Annotated in this window: 18 protein-coding genes and 1 riboswitch; of the genes, 6 read left to right on the forward strand and 12 right to left on the reverse strand. The window is 42.8% G+C overall.

Translation table 11 applies throughout. The annotated features are described in order from the left end of the window. Positions 1-24 precede the first annotated feature (24 nt). The 6 genes from fabD to N8O80_RS07335 all read right to left on the reverse strand — a co-directional run bounded on the left by fabD (position 25) and on the right by N8O80_RS07335 (position 4,602). Positions 25-948, reverse strand: a complete 924-nt coding sequence (gene fabD / locus N8O80_RS07310) for an ACP S-malonyltransferase (RefSeq protein WP_261027530.1) — start codon at positions 946-948, stop codon at positions 25-27. Further along, positions 941-1,915 carry an enoyl-[acyl-carrier-protein] reductase FabK gene (fabK, locus tag N8O80_RS07315; RefSeq protein ID WP_000857446.1) on the reverse strand — a complete coding sequence of 325 codons (975 nt, stop codon included), beginning with the start codon at positions 1,913-1,915 and terminating at the stop codon, positions 941-943. The genes fabD and fabK overlap by 8 nt, the downstream gene beginning before the upstream one ends. A 116-nt stretch (positions 1,916-2,031) precedes the next feature. Beyond that, positions 2,032-2,256 carry an acyl carrier protein gene (locus N8O80_RS07320; RefSeq protein WP_000257838.1) on the reverse strand — a complete coding sequence of 75 codons (225 nt, stop codon included), beginning with the start codon at positions 2,254-2,256 and terminating at the stop codon, positions 2,032-2,034. A 58-nt stretch (positions 2,257-2,314) separates the two neighbouring features. After that, positions 2,315-3,289, reverse strand: a complete 975-nt coding sequence (locus N8O80_RS07325; protein WP_261027533.1) for a beta-ketoacyl-ACP synthase III — start codon at positions 3,287-3,289, stop codon at positions 2,315-2,317. Continuing rightward, positions 3,289-3,723: a fatty acid biosynthesis transcriptional regulator FabT gene (gene fabT / locus N8O80_RS07330; protein WP_000386355.1), complete on the reverse strand. Its 435-nt coding sequence runs from the start codon at positions 3,721-3,723 to the stop codon at positions 3,289-3,291. Before fabT ends, N8O80_RS07325 begins: the two co-directional genes overlap by 1 nt. Before the next feature lie 93 nt (positions 3,724-3,816). Next, complete coding sequence (locus tag N8O80_RS07335; RefSeq protein WP_261027535.1) at positions 3,817-4,602, reverse strand: enoyl-CoA hydratase; 786 nt, start codon at positions 4,600-4,602, stop codon at positions 3,817-3,819. A 209-nt stretch (positions 4,603-4,811) separates the two neighbouring features. Between N8O80_RS07335 and N8O80_RS07340 the strand changes: the two genes are divergently transcribed. The 3 genes from N8O80_RS07340 to serS all read left to right on the forward strand — a co-directional run bounded on the left by N8O80_RS07340 (position 4,812) and on the right by serS (position 8,038). Then, entirely contained in the window at positions 4,812-6,176 is a 1,365-nt protein-coding gene (locus tag N8O80_RS07340; RefSeq protein ID WP_261027538.1) for an aspartate kinase, read from the forward strand. Between the two features lie 2 nt (positions 6,177-6,178). Further along, on the forward strand, positions 6,179-6,550 hold the full coding sequence (locus N8O80_RS07345) for a DUF956 family protein (protein WP_000079345.1): 372 nt from the start codon (positions 6,179-6,181) through the stop codon (positions 6,548-6,550). A gap of 213 nt (positions 6,551-6,763) precedes the next feature. Then, positions 6,764-8,038, forward strand: a complete 1,275-nt coding sequence (gene serS / locus N8O80_RS07350; RefSeq protein WP_261027539.1) for a serine--tRNA ligase — start codon at positions 6,764-6,766, stop codon at positions 8,036-8,038. 24 nt (positions 8,039-8,062) lie between these two features. Here serS and N8O80_RS07355 read toward each other — a convergent pair whose 3' ends face one another. The 6 genes from N8O80_RS07355 to zapA form a co-directional block, all read right to left on the reverse strand. Continuing rightward, positions 8,063-8,962 carry a TDT family transporter gene (locus N8O80_RS07355; protein ID WP_261027541.1) on the reverse strand — a complete coding sequence of 300 codons (900 nt, stop codon included), beginning with the start codon at positions 8,960-8,962 and terminating at the stop codon, positions 8,063-8,065. 108 nt (positions 8,963-9,070) lie between these two features. Further along, complete coding sequence (locus N8O80_RS07360; protein ID WP_000206774.1) at positions 9,071-9,619, reverse strand: carboxymuconolactone decarboxylase family protein; 549 nt, start codon at positions 9,617-9,619, stop codon at positions 9,071-9,073. Positions 9,620-9,750: 131 nt separating this feature from the next. Further along, positions 9,751-11,073, reverse strand: a complete 1,323-nt coding sequence (locus N8O80_RS07365) for an alanine/glycine:cation symporter family protein (RefSeq protein ID WP_261027543.1) — start codon at positions 11,071-11,073, stop codon at positions 9,751-9,753. Between the two features lie 90 nt (positions 11,074-11,163). After that, a riboswitch (glycine riboswitch) is annotated at positions 11,164-11,252 on the reverse strand. Positions 11,253-11,414: 162 nt separating this feature from the next. Beyond that, positions 11,415-13,751 (reverse strand): endonuclease MutS2, encoded by a 2,337-nt coding sequence (locus N8O80_RS07370; protein ID WP_261027545.1) that lies wholly within the window; start codon positions 13,749-13,751, stop codon positions 11,415-11,417. 92 nt (positions 13,752-13,843) lie between these two features. Continuing rightward, on the reverse strand, positions 13,844-14,392 hold the full coding sequence (locus tag N8O80_RS07375) for a CvpA family protein (protein WP_261027547.1): 549 nt from the start codon (positions 14,390-14,392) through the stop codon (positions 13,844-13,846). After that, entirely contained in the window at positions 14,389-14,691 is a 303-nt protein-coding gene (gene zapA, locus N8O80_RS07380; RefSeq protein WP_000002019.1) for a cell division protein ZapA, read from the reverse strand. The genes N8O80_RS07375 and zapA overlap by 4 nt, the downstream gene beginning before the upstream one ends. An 86-nt stretch (positions 14,692-14,777) precedes the next feature. On the opposite strand from zapA, the gene rnhC reads away from it, so the two are divergent. The 3 genes from rnhC (at position 14,778) to recD2 (ending at position 18,752) form a co-directional block, all read left to right on the forward strand. Next, on the forward strand, positions 14,778-15,659 hold the full coding sequence (gene rnhC, locus N8O80_RS07385; protein WP_261027550.1) for a ribonuclease HIII: 882 nt from the start codon (positions 14,778-14,780) through the stop codon (positions 15,657-15,659). Positions 15,660-15,662: 3 nt separating this feature from the next. After that, a complete protein-coding gene (lepB, locus tag N8O80_RS07390) occupies positions 15,663-16,277 on the forward strand; it encodes a signal peptidase I (protein WP_261027552.1) in 615 nt (204 codons plus the stop codon). A 108-nt stretch (positions 16,278-16,385) separates the two neighbouring features. Beyond that, positions 16,386-18,752: an SF1B family DNA helicase RecD2 gene (recD2, locus tag N8O80_RS07395; RefSeq protein ID WP_261027553.1), complete on the forward strand. Its 2,367-nt coding sequence runs from the start codon at positions 16,386-16,388 to the stop codon at positions 18,750-18,752. The last annotated feature ends 46 nt before the right edge of the window (positions 18,753-18,798 follow it).

The raw sequence follows: 18,798 nt of genomic DNA on the forward strand, positions 1-18,798 counted from the left end.
CTCTTGTATTTATGGGAGAAGGGATTACTTGTTTTCTAGCAAAGTTTCCAAACTAGCCTGATCTTCAACATTGGCTAGTTTAGCGGTCTTATCAATTTTTTTGACAAAGCCTGACAAGACTTTCCCCGGGCCAATCTCGATAAAGTTGGTTACGCCTGCTTCTTGCATGGCCGCAATACTTTCATAGAAACGAACTGGTTCCTTGACCTGACGCGTCAAGAGTTGAGCAATGTCTTCTTTTTGCATAACTGCAGCTTCTGTATTGCCGACTAGGGGACAAGTAAAATCTGAAAAACTTACCTGAGCCAGAGTTTCAGCTAGTTTCTGGCTAGCAGGCTCAAGGAGAGCAGTATGAAAGGGACCTGACACCTTGAGAGGAATCAAGCGTTTGGCACCTGCTTCCTGCAAGAGTTCGACAGCTCGGTCAACTGCAGCCACTTCTCCACCAATCACAATTTGTGCAGGTGTATTATAGTTGGCTGGAGTAACCACTCCAAGTTCAGAAGCTTTTTGACAGGCTTCTTCAATGACCTCTACTGGCGTATTGAGAACTGCGACCATCTTACCAGAGCCAGCAGGAGCCGCTTCTTCCATATAGGCGCCACGCTTAGCAACCAAGGCTACCGCATCTTCAAAATCCAAGGCACCGCTGGCCACCAAGGCAGAGTATTCTCCAAGAGACAAACCAGCAACCATATCAGGCTGATAGCCCTTTTCTTGCAATAAATGGTAGATAGCAACTGAAGTCGCTAAAATAGCTGGTTGCGTATAGCGAGTCTGATTGAGTTTTTCTTCTTCTGTATCAATAAGATGACGCAAATCATAACCGAGCACCTGACTTGCTTGATCAATCGTTTCTTTGACAATAGGGTAGTGATCATAGAGATCCCGTCCCATACCTAGATACTGGGCACCTTGACCAGCAAATAAAAAGGCTGTTTTAGTCATTTCTTACAACTCCTGCCCAACGAGAGGCTTCTTCTTGAATTTTCTTAGCTGCTCCGTAATACAAATCTTTTAGGATTTCTTCAACGGTCTCTTCTTTGGAAACAAGGCCTGCAATCTGACCTGCCATGACAGATCCGCCATCCACATCTCCGTGAACAACCGCTTTGGCTAGTGCACCTGCGCCCATTTGTTCAAAAATTTCCAAATCTGGATTTTCTTGTTTAAAGGCATCTTTCTCAGCTTGTTCAAAATCACGAGTCAACTGATTTTTAATAGCACGAACAGCATGTCCAAAGTGTTGAGCTGAAATCGTAGTATCAATATCTCTAGCTTTTAAAATTTTCGCCTTGTAATTTGGATGGGCATTAGACTCTTTTGCAACGACAAAGCGAGTTCCAACCTGAACAGCTTCTGCACCTAGCATAAAGCCAGCTGCAGCACCTTCACCATCTGCAATCCCTCCTGCAGCAATAACAGGAATAGATACAGCAGCAGCAACCTGGCGCACCAAGGTCATGGTTGTTAATTTACCGATATGCCCCCCAGCTTCCATTCCTTCTGCAATAACGGCATCCGCACCGATTTTTTCCATGCGTTTAGCTAGGGCAACACTTGGCACAACAGGAATAACCGTAATACCAGCTTCATGGAAGCGTTCCATATATTTGCTTGGATTTCCTGCGCCTGTTGTAACTACCTTAACTCCTTCCTCGATAACGAGGTCTACAATATCTTCCACAAAGGGAGACAAGAGCATGATGTTGACACCAAAGGGTTTATCAGTCAATGATTTGATTTTATCAATATTTGCCTTGACAACTTCTTTAGGGGCATTCCCCCCACCGATAATCCCTAGTCCTCCAGCCTTGGAAACAGCTCCTGCCAAATCACCATCAGCAACCCAGGCCATTCCTCCTTGGAAAATAGGATAATCAATGTTCAATAATTCTGTAATACGCGTTTTCATAGTGCCTCCATCGTTTCTTGCTTACGTAATAGTTCGATACCGTCATAATTTGACAATCAAACTATTGCCTAAACAAGAGGGAGCGGGTTTCCCTACTCCTTCTATTTATATTCTGTTTATTTTGTTTGCTCTTCAACATAGGCAACCAAGTCACCAACTGTTTTCAAGTCATCTTCTGCTTCGATTTGGATATCAAAAGCATCTTCGATTTCTGAGATTACCTGGAACAAGTCCAATGAATCTGCATCCAAATCATCAAAAGTTGATTCAAGTGTTACTTCTGATGCGTCTTTACCAAGTTCTTCAACGATAATTTCTTGTACTTTTTCAAATACTGCCATAATAGGACTCCTTTAAAATAAATAGTTTTTTATAACAATGTGTTCACCACATGATTACCTAAATTGTAAGAATGAGCGTGCCCCAGGTCAAGCCTCCACCGAAGCCTGATAGTAGAACAGTCTGGCTACCATCTAAACGGATGAGACCTTGTTCTACACACTCTGAAAATAAAATCGGGATACTTGCTGCACTGGTATTGCCATATTCCATCATATTGGCTGGAATTTTATCTCGGTTAACACCGATTTTTCTAGCCATCTTATCCAAAATACGGTCATTAGCCTGATGAAGTAGCAGATAATCCAAGTCTGTCGCCTCTATAGGAGATTCATCAATAGTCTGCTTGATAGACTTGGCTACATCCCGAATAGCAAAATCAAAGACTGCGCGCCCATCCATCTTCAAAAATGAATCTGCACTTTCTTGATCTGAGAACGGAGAATGCAAGCCTGAATGTCCATAAGTTAGACATTCGCTACGACTCCCATCACTATTGAGACTCTCTGCCAAGAAATGCTCTTGCTCGCTAGCTTCTAACAAGACACCACCAGCACCATCTCCAAACAAAACAGCTGTTGATCGGTCTGACCAATCGACTGCTTTAGACAGGGTTTCACTACCAATCACCAAGCCTTTTTGAAAGCGACCAGAAGCGATAAACTTTTCAGCAGTTGAAAGAGCAAATACAAATCCACTGCAAGCCGCTGTTAGGTCAAAAGCAAAGGCCTTATTAGCACCAATATTAGCTTGAACACGAGCAGCTGTAGAGGGCATCATAGAATCTGGAGTAATGGTAGCTAGGATGATAAAATCCAACTCCTCTCCTGTGATTTCAGCTTTTTCCATCAGTTTCTTAGCAACCTCTGTAGCCAAATCACTAGTAGATTCTGTTCTTGAAATATGCCTTTGTCGTATTCCCGTCCGACTTGAAATCCACTCATCATTGGTATCCATAATCTGAGCCAAATCATGATTTGTAACCACTTGCTCTGGCACATAATGAGCAACCTGGCTTATTTTTGCAAAAGCCATTATCTCAAATCCTCCAAAAATTGATAAAGATTAGTCAAACCTTTGCTCATAACCTCAATTTCTTGCTTACTCATACCATCAATGATTTTTTCAACCATGGCCTTGTGGAAGCGTTTATGTAACCTATGAACCAAGCGACCTTTCTTTGTCAAATGCAGATGTACCACACGTCGATCATGTTCTGAACGAATGCGTTCAATGTAACCCTTGCGTTCGAGATTATTCAAACTAGTCGTAACTGTCCCAAGAGTCACCATCAACTCTTTTGACACTTGACTTGGTGTCACATCTGGAACTTTTCCAATCACATCAATCGTATGCATTTCTTTGATGGAGATATCCTTGAAACGACTACCTCTCAAGCTAACTTCCTCAATAACGAGGACATTGTTAAATATAGACGTTAAATATTCATTAATTCGTTGGTAGTCCAATCTTTCCTTCCCTCCTTTTCAAAAAAACTTTTAGAATCAAAACATTTGACAAAAGAATTATATCAAAGTTCAAAGAATGGTGCAAGTATTTTTTTATTTTCCTGTAAATTTAGGTCGTCTTCTTTCCGAATGAGCCCGAACTCCTTCTTTGAAATCCTCTGTTTGAGCTAAGGATTCCTGTAGGTTCAGTTCTAAAGTAGCATAATCTTGCCAATCTTTGAATTGGCTCTCCCACACCAACTTCTTAATGGCAGCATAGGAATTGCTTGAACCACGTCTTAATTTTTTAAGAAGCTGTTCTCTCGTCTTTTCAAGTTTATCAGCTTCACAGACACGGTAAACCAGCCCCCACTCTAGAGCTTTTTCTGCGTTCAAAGCCTCACCTGTCATAGCTAATTGAGCAGCACGCGTCACACCAATACTTCGACTCAAGAGATGAATTCCTCCTGCATCCGGAGCCAAGCCAACTCCAACAAAAGCTTGGATAAATTTAGCCTTATCCGTTGCCAGACAGAAATCTGCAGCAACAGCCATATTCGCTGCGGCACCTGCAACAGCTCCATCAACCTCCATCAAGACAGGTTTGGCTATTTGCTTGATTTTATAAGAAATAGTATTGACCAATTCTGCTATTTTCGTTAATGATGGAATATCATCCTCATCCACTGCCCGCTTCATCTCTACTAAATCTCCCCCAACTGAAAAGACTTTACCATTCGCGTTGATCAAGACAAAATGCACAGCCGGATTCTCTTCTGCCAAAGTCAGAGCTTCTAAAATCTCCTCGCACATAGAGATATGAAAACCATTCGCGACCTCAGGACGGTTCAAGGTAAGGATTGCCAAGTCCTCTTCAAGCTGATATATAATATGTTCCATCAGGGCTCCTTTTTATTTTATAAGCAATTTAAATTATTTTATTATCAAAGTATATCTTTTTTAAAACTCGAAAGCAAGGAAAAATCGGCTGAAAGTGTCTCGGCCGATAAGAAAAGCTCCCTTTACCCTAGAAAGCATCTTATTTTCTTCATTGAAAAAAGGCTTTCTTTCTGCTATAATCGTATAAAATACTTACTTTAGGAGTCCTTATGAAGGTTGTTAAATTTGGAGGTAGTTCTCTTGCCTCTGCTAGTCAGTTAGAAAAAGTTTTAAACATTGTCAAAAGCGATTCAGAGCGTCGTTTTGTCGTCGTTTCTGCGCCTGGTAAACGCAATGCTGAAGATACTAAGGTTACGGATGCCTTGATTAAATACTACCGCGACTATGTTGCTGGTAACGATATTAGCAAGAGTCAAAACTGGATTATCGACCGCTATGCTGCTATGGTTAGTGAACTAGGGCTAAAACCAGCTGTTTTAGAAAAAATTTCCAAAAGCATTCGCGCCTTAGCCACTCTTCCTATTGATGAAAATGAATTTCTCTACGATACTTTCCTAGCAGCTGGTGAAAATAACAATGCTAAATTGATTGCTGCCTACTTTAATCAAAACGGGATCGATGCACGTTATGTGCACCCTAGAGAAGCTGGTATTGTGGTCACAAGTGAACCTGGCAACGCTCGCATCATTCCATCAAGTTATGACAAGATTGAAGAATTGACAAATGCAAATGAAGTACTTGTCATTCCTGGTTTCTTTGGAGTTACTAGGGAAAATCAAATCTGTACCTTCTCACGTGGAGGCTCAGACATTACAGGTTCTATCATTGCTGCAGGGGTTAAAGCTGATCTCTATGAAAACTTTACGGATGTTGATGGTATCTTTGCAGCTCACCCAGGAATTATCCACCAGCCACACTCGATTCCTGAGTTGACCTACCGTGAAATGCGTGAGTTGGCTTATGCAGGATTCTCAGTTCTTCATGACGAAGCTCTTCTTCCTGCCTACCGAGGAAAAATTCCTCTGGTTATCAAGAATACCAACAATCCTGACCATCCAGGTACTCGTATCGTTCTAAAACACAGTAGTGATGAATTTCCAGTTGTAGGAATTGCCGGTGATTCTGACTTTGTCAGCATCAACATGTCTAAATACCTCATGAACCGCGAGATTGGATTTGGTCGCAAGGTTCTGCAAATCCTTGAAGACCTCAACATCGGTTGGGAACACATGCCAACTGGTATCGACGATCTTTCAATCATTCTCCGTTCTCGTGAACTAACTCCTATCAAGGAAGAAGAAATCCTGCGTCAGTTAGTTCAAAAAGCTGAAGTAGACCATGCAGAAATCGAACATGACCTTTCAATCATTATGATTGTTGGAGAAAAAATGAAGAGTCATATCGGAGTAACTGCTACTGCTACACGTGCTCTATCTGAAAACAAGATCAATATCCAGATGATGTCTCAAGGTTCTAGTGAAGTTTCTATCATGTTTGTTGTCAATAAAGACCAAGAAAAAGCAGCAATTAAAGCCCTCTACAATGCCTTTTTCGGTGAAAGTAAGGAAGACTAATCATGGCCCAATCTCTTAACAAAACAGTGCTTCTCAATACGACCGGAACTTCCTACCTCTCTATAGCTGGGAAAGTTGGGAAATTCCTTGTTGGAGATCAGGCTCTGGAATTTTACCCAGATGTCAATGTCGAACAATTTATCCAGATTCCTTGGGACCATATCAACCAGATTGGGGCCAATGTCACTGGTCGCAAAATCAGTCGCCACTTCGAAGTCTTTACAGACAGAGGAAAATTTCTCTTTGCATCAAAAGACTCAGGTGCCATTCTCAAAATTGCACGCGAAAAACTGGGAAATGATAAGGTCGTCAAGCTTCCTACCCTAATTCAAACAATTGGTCAAAAATTTAAAAATCTATTTGCAAAAAAGTAGAAACTTTAGTATAATCATAGCAACGGATAAGTAGGTTATCTTCTTCTTTCAGAAAGTCTGCGGGTGCTGCGAGCAGATAGAAGGGATAGGTGAAATTCTACCGTTAGTAACAATTGCATACACAATCAAGTGCACACCTGTGAAGTTGGATGGAACCGTGGCCCTGCCACTCCAACGCTTTGTCAGGTGTGCTTTTTTCATAAAGGAGTTCTTATGTTAGATATCAAACGTATTCGTACAGACTTTGATGCTGTCGCAGAAAAATTAGCTACACGTGGTGTAGATGCTGCTATCTTAAACGAGATGAAAGAAATCGATGCTAAACGTCGTGACATCTTGGTCAAGGTTGAAACTTTAAAAGCAGAACGTAACACAGTTTCTGCTGAGATTGCCCAAGCCAAACGCAACAAGGAAAATGCAGATGATAAGATTGCTGCCATGCAAACTCTATCTGCTGAGGTTAAAGCCTTGGATGCTGAATTGGCAGACATCGATGCTAAATTAACAGAATTTACCACTACTCTTCCAAATATTCCAGCTGACAGCGTTCCTGTTGGGGCTGATGAAGATGACAATGTGGAAGTTCGCCGTTGGGGTACTCCACGCGAGTTTGACTTCGAACCAAAAGCTCACTGGGATCTTGGTGAAGATCTTGGTATCCTTGACTGGGAACGCGGTGGTAAGGTAACAGGCGCTCGTTTCCTCTTCTATAAAGGTCTCGGTGCTCGTTTGGAGCGTGCTATCTATAACTTTATGTTGGATGAACATGGAAAAGAAGGCTATACAGAAGTTATCACACCTTACATGGTTAACCACGATTCTATGTTTGGGACTGGTCAATATCCAAAATTCAAGGAAGATACTTTTGAATTAAGCGACAGCAATTACGTCCTCATTCCTACAGCTGAGGTTCCTCTGACAAACTATTACCGTGATGAAATCCTTGACGGTAAAGACCTGCCAATCTACTTCACTGCTATGAGTCCTTCATTCCGTTCTGAGGCTGGTTCAGCTGGTCGTGATACTCGTGGCTTGATTCGTTTGCACCAATTCCACAAGGTTGAAATGGTTAAATTTGCCAAACCAGAAGAATCTTACGAAGAATTGGAAAAAATGACAGCTAACGCTGAAAATATCCTTCAAAAACTTAACCTTCCATACCGTGTCGTTGCTCTCTCTACTGGAGATATGGGCTTCTCAGCTGCGAAGACTTACGACTTGGAAGTTTGGATTCCAGCACAAAATACCTACCGTGAAATTTCAAGCTGTTCAAACACAGAAGATTTCCAAGCCCGTCGTGCCCAAATCCGTTACCGTGATGAAGCAGATGGCAAGGTGAAATTGCTCCATACCTTGAACGGTTCTGGACTTGCAGTTGGACGTACAGTGGCTGCTATTCTTGAAAACTACCAAAATGAAGATGGTTCTGTGACCATCCCAGAAGCACTTCGTCCATACATGGGTGGAGCTGAGGTTATCAAACCATAAAAAATAAGGTTTAGCTATTTCTAGCTAGACCTTTTTTCGTAACCAATTCAGATAAGCGCCTAATACAAAGACTAAAATAATTAAGCAAATAGCGGTTTCAGCCACTACCAAATAATCCAAAAATGGAAGTTTCATGATTCCCTGAGCCATCTTAAGCGAAGTAGCTGTGATAATGGTTGGGAAGGTGAGTGCTGAGAAGGCTAGTTGAAAACCTTGTTTTAAAATATTGGGCAGGCGAGTCAAAACAAAGAAAAAGAAGGATTGGGAAGCCAAGATCATGACAATCAAGACCCAAGTCGGCAGGCTGGCACCTCCAACTCGAACCAGAGAAGCCAAGAGCAGAGAGAAAGGAGCACAGTAAATCCCTTCTTGGCCAAGCAAGGCTACAGGAAGTGGATATTTCTTTAAATCGCTATAAATAAGCGGATAGAGATAGAAGGTTAGGAGAAAACCAAAACTCAAGGTCGCATAGGCAATCTCGATGATGCCTACAAGAGGATAGGTCAAGGCAGCTACTGCTATCCCTACATAGAGAACCGTCCAGCTTGGAGTCGCATGAACCCTCCGACCAGGACAGGCAAATTTGATGGTGAAACCAGCAATCAAGGCCAAATCCAAGAGAAATGAAAACCACCAGAGACCCTGCGCTACTAAAGGAAGATGAGGGAATACGCGAAAGACATAAGTTGATAAAATCATCCCAGCCATGGGAAAGGTGGCCATTCCTGACAAAAGAGGAGGCTTGGTCAATTCTTGATTGGTTTCCTTCCAATTAAAGAGATGCAAAATCAGAAAGTAAATCCATAAAACCAAGCCTGATAAACTCAGTATATGTGACAGAACTGGCAACGTATCTAAAATAAGATTTCCAGCTCCTGCCAAACCTAGCAAACAACCAGAAAATACTAAGGGGAGTTTTTTCATCCTAACCTCCAATAATCATGTTAGTTTCAGTATAGCATAAAAGCACTTAAATGAGGGGATAAAAAATGAAGTCCGTTGATTTCAGACTTCATTTTACTCAGATATGAATTAAGCATAAGGTTGCAATTCTGGGTTAATTGGTGTATTGGCTAGGTTATTGGCATAGTTACAGAGGCTTGCTAGGCTGACACCAAGAACCACATCCAAGGCATTTTGTTGAGTGTAGCCAGCTTCTAGAAACTCAGCCAAGGCTTCATCTCCAACACGACCCTTGGTATTGATAACTGCCAAAGTAAACTTAGCCAGAGTGTCTAATTTAGGATCTGTTTCGATTGGAGTACGATTGCGAAGGGCTTGCAGAAGATCATCATTCATCTGGATTTGTTTGATTGAAAAGGCTGTGTGACCTGCGACACAGAAGGCGCAACCATTTGTCACAGCTGCCGTGATTTGCACCACTTCACGCTCAACAGGCGTCAAGCTGTTACGACGATTGATGGCTCCGACAGTTCTGTAGGCTTCTAAAGCAGTTGGTGCATTGGCCAAGAGACCGATTAGGTTGGGAATATAGCCATTATTATCTTTTTGTACTGTTTCAAGAACTTCTTTCACTTCTGCTGGTGCTGATTCGACTGTATGAATTGTAAATGTTGTCATCATAAAACCTCTTTTCATGTTGTTGAAATCTAGTCTATCACAGATTCTATACCTTGTATAATATATATTTTAAATTGCATCGATAGAAATTTTTTATGAAAGCAAAAAATCACACGAGCTGTGTGATTTCATTATTTGTCAAAATACTTTTTAGTTTCAGCAATAACGACCGGCGACAAGACTAAGAGGGCAATCAAGTTTGGCAGAGCCATCAAGGCATTGACAATATCTGCGATAATCCAAACCATATCCAACTCGATAAATCCTCCCAACAAGACCATGAGTACAAAGACCACACGGTAGAGCCAGATAAAGCGAACCCCAAAGAGGAACTCAAAACAACGTTCCCCATAATAGTTCCAACCTAGAATCGTTGTAAAGGCAAAGAGTACAAGGAAGATGGTCAAAAGGGCAGGTCCAAAGTGTGAAAAGACTGTTGAGAAGGCTGACTGAGTCAAGGCAACTCCATTCAAATCACCACTCCAAACACCAGTCACCAAGATGGTCAAACCAGTCAGAGTACAGATAATGAGGGTGTCAATAAAGGTTCCTGTCATGGAAATCAAGCCTTGCTCTGCCGGTTCATTTGTCTTAGCCGCAGCAGCTGCAATGGGAGCCGAACCCAGACCAGATTCGTTCGAGAAAACACCTCGCGCTACACCATTTTGAATAGCCATTTGAATGCTAGCACCGGCAAATCCACCTACCGCAGCAACTGGACTAAATGCTGATGTCAAGATTAAAGCGATTGTAGCAGGGATTTTCCCAATATTAAAGAAAATAACTGTAAGAGTTCCCAAAATATAGATGATGGCCATAAAAGGAACAACGGTTGTTGAAACCTTTGAAATGGACTTGAGTCCACCAAAGACTGCAATCGCTACAAATACAGACAAAACAAGAGCCGTGATAGCTGGCGAAATAGTCGTTGTATTTTGGATAGATTCTGTAATCGAGTTGACCTGGGTGAAGGTTCCGATCCCCAATAAAGCCACTAAGACACCTGCCAGGGCAAAGAAGATAGCAAGGGGACGCCACTTTTCTCCCATCCCTAGAAGGATATAGTGCATGGGACCTCCCGCTACTGCACCATGGTCGTCCTTGGTACGGTATTTAATGGCTAATAATCCTTCCGCATACTTGGTTGCCATTCCAAAGAAAGCAGCCATCCACATCCAAAAGAGGGCTCCTGGGCCACCGACCTTGATAGCCGTCGCCACCCCGATAATATTTCCCGTACCAACTGTCGCTGCGAGTGCTGTACACAAGGCCGCAAAACTGGATACATCGCCATGCCCTTTGTCCTTAGTAAAAATAAGCTGGAAAGCCTTTGGCAGACGCAAAATCTGCAAAAGTCCTAGACGGGCAGTTAGGTAAATCCCTGTCCCAACCAATAAAATCAAGAGGGGTGGACCCCAAGCAAAAGCATCAATTGATTTAAGCAATTCTAACATTTCCTTCTCCTATCTTTTCAACCCCAAAAGAAAGAGCACATGCAAGATACATGTACTCTGGAATGCTTAGATAAATGCTAAAAAGCGGTCTATCCTAGCTCTGTCCTTTTACCTGAGAGTTTGAGCAGTTGCCTGCCTTGCCCCTTCGGTGCCTTTACGGTCTCTCCAGAGTTCCGTCCATTTACAGTCATGGAAAATCAAACGATTTACCACTTCTATTAAACTTCATTCGGTGTTGGTATTTAATTGATTCTTATTTTACAAAAAATGTTGGCTTTTGTCAATGTGTTTATTAGTAAAACTTAATTCAACAGTTTTACTGTATAAAGCTCGGAATACTTCTATCCTTTAAAGGTCACAATAGTCGCACCACTGCCTCCAGCATTTTGTGGGGCATAGCCGAAACTCTTGACATGCTTGTTTCTTTGTAGGTATTTGGTGACACCTTCACGGATGACACCTGTTCCGATACCATGGATGATATCAACTTGTGCCATATTATTAAGCAGGGCTTGGTCTACAAAGGCATCTAGCTCGTTCATGGCTTCTTCATAGCGTTTACCTCGAAGGTCCAGTCTGGCTTGAGGTCCTCGGCCAGAAGTTCGTTTCACAACATTGACTTGTTTCTTCTTGACTTGCTTTTCTTGCTGGGCTTGAACAAGGTCAAACTCTTTCTCTTCTAAGGTCATCTTAATCAAACCGACTTGGGCTTCCCAACGGCCGTCCTTGAGTTGACTGGTCAAGGTACCACGCTGTCCATAACTGAGAACCACGATATCATCTCCCACCTTTGGAGCTCGTTTTTTCTTGGCCTTTTGAAGGACCTTGTTTTTGGACAAGTCCACTTTTTCAGGAGCCAATTTTTTCAATTTTGCCTTGGCTTCAATGATTTCATGGGGCTTGAGTTGAGATTTACTGTGGAGATTTTTGAGAATCTGGTCACTCTCACTTAGAGCCATGTCCACAATCTCAGCAGCCTGTTCACGCGCCTTATTAAGTTCGGTTTCCTTTTCACGATTGAGTTCGTTGTAAAGTTTTTTAAGCGCACGGTTCATCTTGAGATTTTCTTGCTCCACCTCACGGATATTGTCCAAGCGTTTACGGCTTTCTAGCGTCTGCTCTTCTAGTTGCTCAATAATCCGGTTGACATCATTATCCTGATCGACCTGCTGGCTGGCATCCCCTACAATAACCTCAGATAGGCCTAGACGTTTGGCAATTTCAAAGGCATTGCTTCGACCAGGAACACCCTGCATAAAGCGATAGGTCGGGCGTAGAGTTGCAGTATCAAACTCCATGCTGGCATTTTGCACAAAAGCTGTCTCGATACCGTAGGCCTTGAGTTCTGGATAGTGGGTCGTCGCCATAGTCTTGACCTGACGCAGGCGAAGATCCTCCAGAATAGCCATGGCAAGGGCGGCTCCCTCTTGGGGATCTGTACCAGCCCCCAACTCATCCAAAAGTAAGAGTGAATGTTGGTTGACTTTGCCAAGAATATCCACGATATTGGTCATGTGGCTAGAGAAGGTAGACAAGCTCTGCTCAATAGATTGCTCATCGCCAATATCAGCAAAGATTTCTTCAAAAATACCAACACGACTTCCCTTATCTGCTAAAATCGGCAAACCGGACTGGGCCATCACCTGTGTCAAGCCCAGAGTCTTGAGCATGATGGTCTTACCACCTGTATTGGGACCTGTAATGACAATCGCTGTTAAATCTTGGCCAAAATGGACATCATTTGCGACGGCATTTTTGACCAAAGGATGGCAGACATGGAGCAGTTGAATCTCTTGATTTTCTGATAACTGAGGTACGACTGCTTGTCTTTCTTGGATAAAGCGGACCTTAGCACGAATCAAGTCCAGATGGCCGATAATCCAAGCGTCATTAGCAATCTCAGCCGCATGAGGGCGAACACGCTCAGAAATTTCTTGGAGAATGCGAAGCATTTCATAGCGCTCATCTGCTCGTAAACTGGCAATTTCTTCGCTCAGTTTGACCACCTCACGGGGTTCGATATAGACTGTATTTCCACTAGCAGAAATATCATGAACGACACCAGCAATCTTATTGCGGTAGGTGTTTTTGACTGGTAAAACCTGACGGCCATTTCTGCTGGCAACGATTCCTTCTGTCAACATCTGCGCTTTTTGCTTGAGCAAGTCCTGTAAGACATCGCGTACCTGACTCTCGCTATCATGGATTTTTCTACGGATTCGCGCCAATTCTTCACTGGCAAAATTTTCAATGAAACCTGCATCATTAAAGGCTTGGAGATTTCCTTGTAATTGCGGAAAATCATGTAATTTCTCAAACCAGAGGGCTAATTCTGTCAAGCTAACATTTTCCAGATTGGCATAAAAACTTTGCAGTTCTCGGCTGGCAAGAAGTACGCGTTTCAAGAGGAGGAACTCCTCGATATTGAGGTCTGCACCCATCTCCAAACGCTTGCAGACTCCTGCGATTTCCTTGGTTGTAAGAATGGTAAAATGCGGTTGCTCTACAAAGAGAGCCTCCATTTCCTTCATCTCAGCAAAAGCCTGTTTGATTTTATCAGCTTTGGCAGTCGGAGCCAGCTGTCTTAGTTGCTCCAAGCCTTGCTCTGTCAACAAATGAGGTTCAAACAAGGCCTTGACCTTATTGAACTCTAACGTTTCTAATATTTTCTTGTTCATCTTTATTTCCTTGTTTTTGAATGTCTAGGTGTAGTAACTTTTTACATTCAGTCAAATCTGTAAACAAAGGGCTAGGAAAATTCCTGCCCTTTTTATCCGATTAAATTTGTCACCCAGATTTGTTTGAGCCAACTGGTTGTTACCGGTATGCTCTGGATGATGTGTTTTGCGACGATACTCTTTTCAAGAGGATTTTGTATAGCTGCCATGGGAATGGTCGCTAAGATTGTCAAAGACATTTGCAAGACAAATAAGGTCACCAACATGGACAAGATACCTGCTGAAACTTGGAACAACTTACCACCCAGTTTTTTACTAGGAAGTAAGTGTAAGAGGAGACCAAGCAAACGACCGATGCTATAGACTATCCCAAATACAAGCAAGTAGCCGATCCCTGCGTAAAAGACCTTATCCAACTGAAAGAGTTGATCCGATGGGAAAAAGAAAGTTCCCTGACCTTCCTGCGGATTTGCATAAGGGAGCAATAAATGGAATTGCTCTCCAAGTCCCTTATAAAACTGGCCAGCCACAAAAGCCGATGCCATGGCTGAAATCAGGTAATAAACCTGTAAGAGCAGACCTCTCCGATAGCCGATATAAAATCCCCAAGCCAAGACCAATAGAAGAAGGAGTGAAATCATAAGGAATCCTCAATCTTGCTCTGTTCTTGCTTGCAAGTCACAAGCTTGTGACGGAGTTCTTCTAATTCTTGCTCCTTATCATCAAATTCAATCTCACGGCTGAGCTGAGTTGACAAACAGTTAACTGCCAACAAAAGAGCGATTGTTTCATCGTCTGCACTAGGCATTTGTTCTTTAATTGCTTGGTATTTTTCTGTCGCAACCTTGGCGATTTCCTCCATAAAAAGGTTATCATGCTCGCTTGTCAAGGTTAATGATTTTTTCCCGAATGTAAATTTGAATCGATTTAGATTTGCCATAAAATTCACCTCACGATATTATACCAAAATTCGCTAATTTTGTCAGTTTTTACAAATTTGCCTGCTTTTATGGTACAATAGAAACTATGGCAAGTATAACACTCACACCAAGTGAAAAGGAGATTCAGGCTTTTCTTGAACACTATCAAACTAGTCTAGCTCCCAGCAAGAACCCCTATATTCGCTACTTTTTGCGACTACCTCAAGCAACCGTTTCTATCTATACTTCTGGAAAGGTCTTTCTTCAGGGTGAAGGGGCTGAGAAATACGCTAGTTTCTTTGGCTATCAAGTTGTAGAGGAAAACAGGGGACAAAATTTCCCTTTAATTGGGACAGATGAGGTGGGAAATGGTTCCTACTTTGGTGGGCTTGCAGTTGTGGCTTCCTTTGTCACACCTGACCAGCATGCCTTCTTGCGAAAACTCGGTGTGGGGGATTCTAAGACTCTGACAGACCAAAAGATCCGTCAGATTGCCCCTATCCTCAAAGAAAAAATCCAGCACCAGGCACTGCTTCTCTCGCCAAGCAAGTACAATGAGGTCATTGGAGACCGCTACAACGCTGTTTCGGTTAAGGTTGCCCTCCATAATCAGGCTATCTATCTCCTCCTTCAAAAAGGTGTTCAGCCTGAGAAAATTGTGATTGATGCCTTTACCAGTGCCAAAAATTATGACAAGTACTTGGCACAAGAGGCCAATCGTTTCAGCAATCCTATCAGCTTAGAAGAAAAGGCTGAGGGCAAATACTTGGCTGTCGCAGTTTCTTCTATCATTGCGCGTGATCTCTTCCTGGAAAATCTTGAAAATCTAGGACGAGAACTGGGCTATCAACTTCCAAGTGGAGCTGGAACAGCTTCTGATAAGGTAGCTAGCCAGATTTTGCAAGCCTATGGTATGCAAGGACTCAATTTCTGCGCCAAACTGCACTTTAAAAATACTGAAAAAGCGAAAAAACGCTTAGAAAGGTAAGTTATGAATTCATTTAAAAATTTCTTAAAAGAGTGGGGATTGTTCCTCCTAATTCTGTCATTACTAGCTTTAAGTCGTATCTTTTTTTGGAGCAATGTTCGCGTAGAAGGGCATTCCATGGATCCTACCCTAGCGGACGGTGAAATCCTCTTTGTTGTCAAACACCTCCCTATTGACCGTTTTGATATCGTGGTAGCCCATGAGGAAGATGGCAATAAGGACATTGTCAAACGTGTCATCGGAATGCCTGGCGACACCATCCGTTACGAAAACGATAAACTTTACATCAATGACAAAGAGACGGACGAGCCTTACCTAGCTGACTATATCAAACGTTTCAAGGAGGACAAACTCCAAAGCACCTACTCAGGCAAGGGATTTGAAGGAAATAAAGGCACTTTCTTTAGAAGTATTGCTGAAAAAGCCCAAGCCTTCACAGTTGATGTCAATTACAACACCAACTTTAGCTTTACTGTCCCTCAAGGTGAGTACCTGCTCCTTGGTGACGATCGTCTAGTCTCTAGCGACAGCCGCCATGTTGGTACCTTCAAAGCAAAAGATATCACAGGGGAAGCTAAATTCCGCTTCTGGCCAATTACCCGCATCGGAACATTTTAAGAAACCTAAGAGGCCGAGAATCAAGAATCTCAGCCTCTTCTTCTATCGTGAGAAGTGATTATTTATTGACTATAATAAAACTCTCACCTATTCATGCAAAGGAATTTTATGGAAGTTTATTTTTCAGGAACCATTGAACGGATTATTTTTGAAAATCCCAGCAATTTTTATCGCATCCTCCTCCTAGAAATCGAAGATACGGACGCAGAAGATTTTGATGATTTTGAAATTATTGTCACCGGTACCATGGCTGACGTGATTGAGGGAGAAGACTATACTTTTTGGGGACAAATTGTCCAGCACTCTAAGTATGGGGAGCAACTGCAAATCAGCCGGTATGAACGTGCAAAACCAACTAGCAAGGGACTAGTTAAGTATTTTTCAAGTAGCCATTTCAAGGGGATTGGGCTCAAGACAGCTCAGAAAATCGTGGACACCTATGGCGACAATACCATTGACGAAATTTTGCAACACCCAGAAAAGCTAGAAGGCATCGCAGGTCTCTCTGCTAAAAATCGCGAGGCTTTCGTCTCCACTCTTCGTCTCAACTACGGAACGGAGATGATTTTGGCCAAACTAGCCAACTACGGCATTCCCAATAAACTAGCCTTCCAGATTCAAGACTTTTACAAGGAGGAAACCCTTGATGTGGTTGAAAATTATCCCTATCAGCTGGTTGAGGATATCAAGGGTTTAGGCTTTACTATTGCTGACCAACTAGCAGAGGAACTAGGTATTGAAAGTCAGGCTCCTGAGCGCTTTCGTGCCGGTCTAGTTCATAGTCTTTTTCAGGCCTGTATGGAAACAGGGGACACCTATGTTGAAGCACGGGATTTGCTGGAACAAACCCTTACTCTCCTTGAATCTTCTCGCCCCGTGGAACTGGATCCCAGCCAAGTTGCCCAAGAACTCTCCAACCTGATTGAAGAAGACAAGGTTCAGCAGATTGATACCAAGATTTTTGACAACAGCCTCTTTTTCGCTGAGGAAGGTATACGCAGTCACTTGGTTCGCATCCTTGAAAAAGGAAAACAGAAGAGTCATGATTTAGAAACCATTCAAAAACATATCACTACTGTCGAGGATGAGCTGGGGATTGAGTATGATAGCATTCAAAAACAGGCTATCTGCGACGCTATCCAGAACAAGGTCTTTATCCTGACAGGTGGGCCTGGTACTGGTAAGACAACTGTTATCAATGGGATTATCGCTGTTTACGCCCTTTTAGAAGGACTTGATCTCAGGAAAAAAAGCAATCTGCCTATTCTTCTTGCTGCTCCAACTGGTCGAGCCGCTCGACGCATGAATGAATTGACAGGCTTGCCGAGCGCGACCATACATCGCCACTTGGGAATGACAGGAGACGATGATACCAGCCATCTGGAAGATTATCTGGATGCTGACTTTATCATCGTGGATGAATTCTCCATGGTGGATACTTGGCTGGCCAACCAACTCTTCTCCAACATCTCTTCTAACAGTAAGATCCTCATCGTGGGAGACAGCGACCAGTTGCCTTCTGTCAGTCCTGGACAGGTTCTAGCGGATCTACTCCATATTCCCTTGATTCCTCAAACTCGCTTGGAAAAAATTTATCGACAAAGCGAAGAATCAACCATCGTCACCCTAGCTAGTCAGATTCGACAGGGCATCTTGCCAGCTGACTTTACCCAGAAAAAAGCAGACCGTTCCTACTTTGAAATTGCTAGCGGACATATTCCAGCTACGATTGAGAAAATCTTAGGAGCCGCCCTCAGAAATGGTATTCCTGCCCGTGATATCCAAGTTCTGGCTCCCATGTACCGAGGGACGGCAGGAATTGATGCTATCAATCAGCTCATGCAAGACCTGCTCAATCCACCACAAAAAGACCAACTTAGTTTTGAAGCTCCCCAGTGCCACTATCGTAAGGGCGACAAGGTCATTCACCTGGTCAACGATGCTGAAATCAATGTCTTTAATGGTGATTTAGGAGCTATCACAGACCTGATTCCTGGTAAATACACCGAGTCGAAACAAGACGAGATTGTCATTGATTTTGATGGCAATGAAGTCTCTTACCCACGTAACGAATGGTACAAGATTCGCTTGGCCTATGCCATGAGTATCCATAAATCCCAGGGAAGTGAGTTCCCTGTTGTCATCCTACCTATCACCAGTGCTAGCAGGCGTATGCTGGAGCGCAATCTCATCTACACAGCCATTACTCGCGCCAAAAGCAAGCTTATCTTACTAGGCGAATTACAGGCTTTCGACTATGCTACCCAGCATATCGGAACTGCCCGAAAAACCTATCTGATTGAACGCTTCAGTGATTTATTGGAAACTGTTGAAGAAAAGCAACCAGCTGTCTCTGAAACAGCTACATCAAGCGCCTCTGAACAATCCTACATCCTAACAGAAGAAAACTGGGACAGCATCCCTGCCATGATTGGGATTACAGACGCAGACCTCAAAGAGATTTTTGAAAAATAGTGCAAAATAAAACCCACCAATTCAGGTGGGATTTTTGTTTATTAAG

It is taken from the genome of Streptococcus mitis, from assembly GCF_946190155.1.
In the GTDB taxonomy this organism is placed as follows: Bacteria; Bacillota; Bacilli; order Lactobacillales; family Streptococcaceae; genus Streptococcus; species Streptococcus mitis_CL.

Coding starts and splice junctions, on each gene's coding strand:
- fabD (WP_261027530.1), bottom strand. CDS start 948: ATGACTAAAACAGCCTTTTTATTTGCTGGTCAAGGTGCCCAGTATCTA.
- fabK (WP_000857446.1), bottom strand. CDS start 1,915: ATGAAAACGCGTATTACAGAATTATTGAACATTGATTATCCTATTTTC.
- N8O80_RS07320 (WP_000257838.1), bottom strand. CDS start 2,256: ATGGCAGTATTTGAAAAAGTACAAGAAATTATCGTTGAAGAACTTGGT.
- N8O80_RS07325 (WP_261027533.1), bottom strand. CDS start 3,289: ATGGCTTTTGCAAAAATAAGCCAGGTTGCTCATTATGTGCCAGAGCAA.
- N8O80_RS07335 (WP_261027535.1), bottom strand. CDS start 4,602: ATGGAACATATTATATATCAGCTTGAAGAGGACTTGGCAATCCTTACC.
- N8O80_RS07340 (WP_261027538.1), top strand. CDS start 4,812: ATGAAGGTTGTTAAATTTGGAGGTAGTTCTCTTGCCTCTGCTAGTCAG.
- N8O80_RS07345 (WP_000079345.1), top strand. CDS start 6,179: ATGGCCCAATCTCTTAACAAAACAGTGCTTCTCAATACGACCGGAACT.
- serS (WP_261027539.1), top strand. CDS start 6,764: ATGTTAGATATCAAACGTATTCGTACAGACTTTGATGCTGTCGCAGAA.
- N8O80_RS07355 (WP_261027541.1), bottom strand. CDS start 8,962: ATGAAAAAACTCCCCTTAGTATTTTCTGGTTGTTTGCTAGGTTTGGCA.
- N8O80_RS07360 (WP_000206774.1), bottom strand. CDS start 9,619: ATGACAACATTTACAATTCATACAGTCGAATCAGCACCAGCAGAAGTG.
- N8O80_RS07365 (WP_261027543.1), bottom strand. CDS start 11,073: ATGTTAGAATTGCTTAAATCAATTGATGCTTTTGCTTGGGGTCCACCC.
- N8O80_RS07370 (WP_261027545.1), bottom strand. CDS start 13,751: ATGAACAAGAAAATATTAGAAACGTTAGAGTTCAATAAGGTCAAGGCC.
- N8O80_RS07375 (WP_261027547.1), bottom strand. CDS start 14,392: ATGATTTCACTCCTTCTTCTATTGGTCTTGGCTTGGGGATTTTATATC.
- zapA (WP_000002019.1), bottom strand. CDS start 14,691: ATGGCAAATCTAAATCGATTCAAATTTACATTCGGGAAAAAATCATTA.
- rnhC (WP_261027550.1), top strand. CDS start 14,778: ATGGCAAGTATAACACTCACACCAAGTGAAAAGGAGATTCAGGCTTTT.
- lepB (WP_261027552.1), top strand. CDS start 15,663: ATGAATTCATTTAAAAATTTCTTAAAAGAGTGGGGATTGTTCCTCCTA.
- recD2 (WP_261027553.1), top strand. CDS start 16,386: ATGGAAGTTTATTTTTCAGGAACCATTGAACGGATTATTTTTGAAAAT.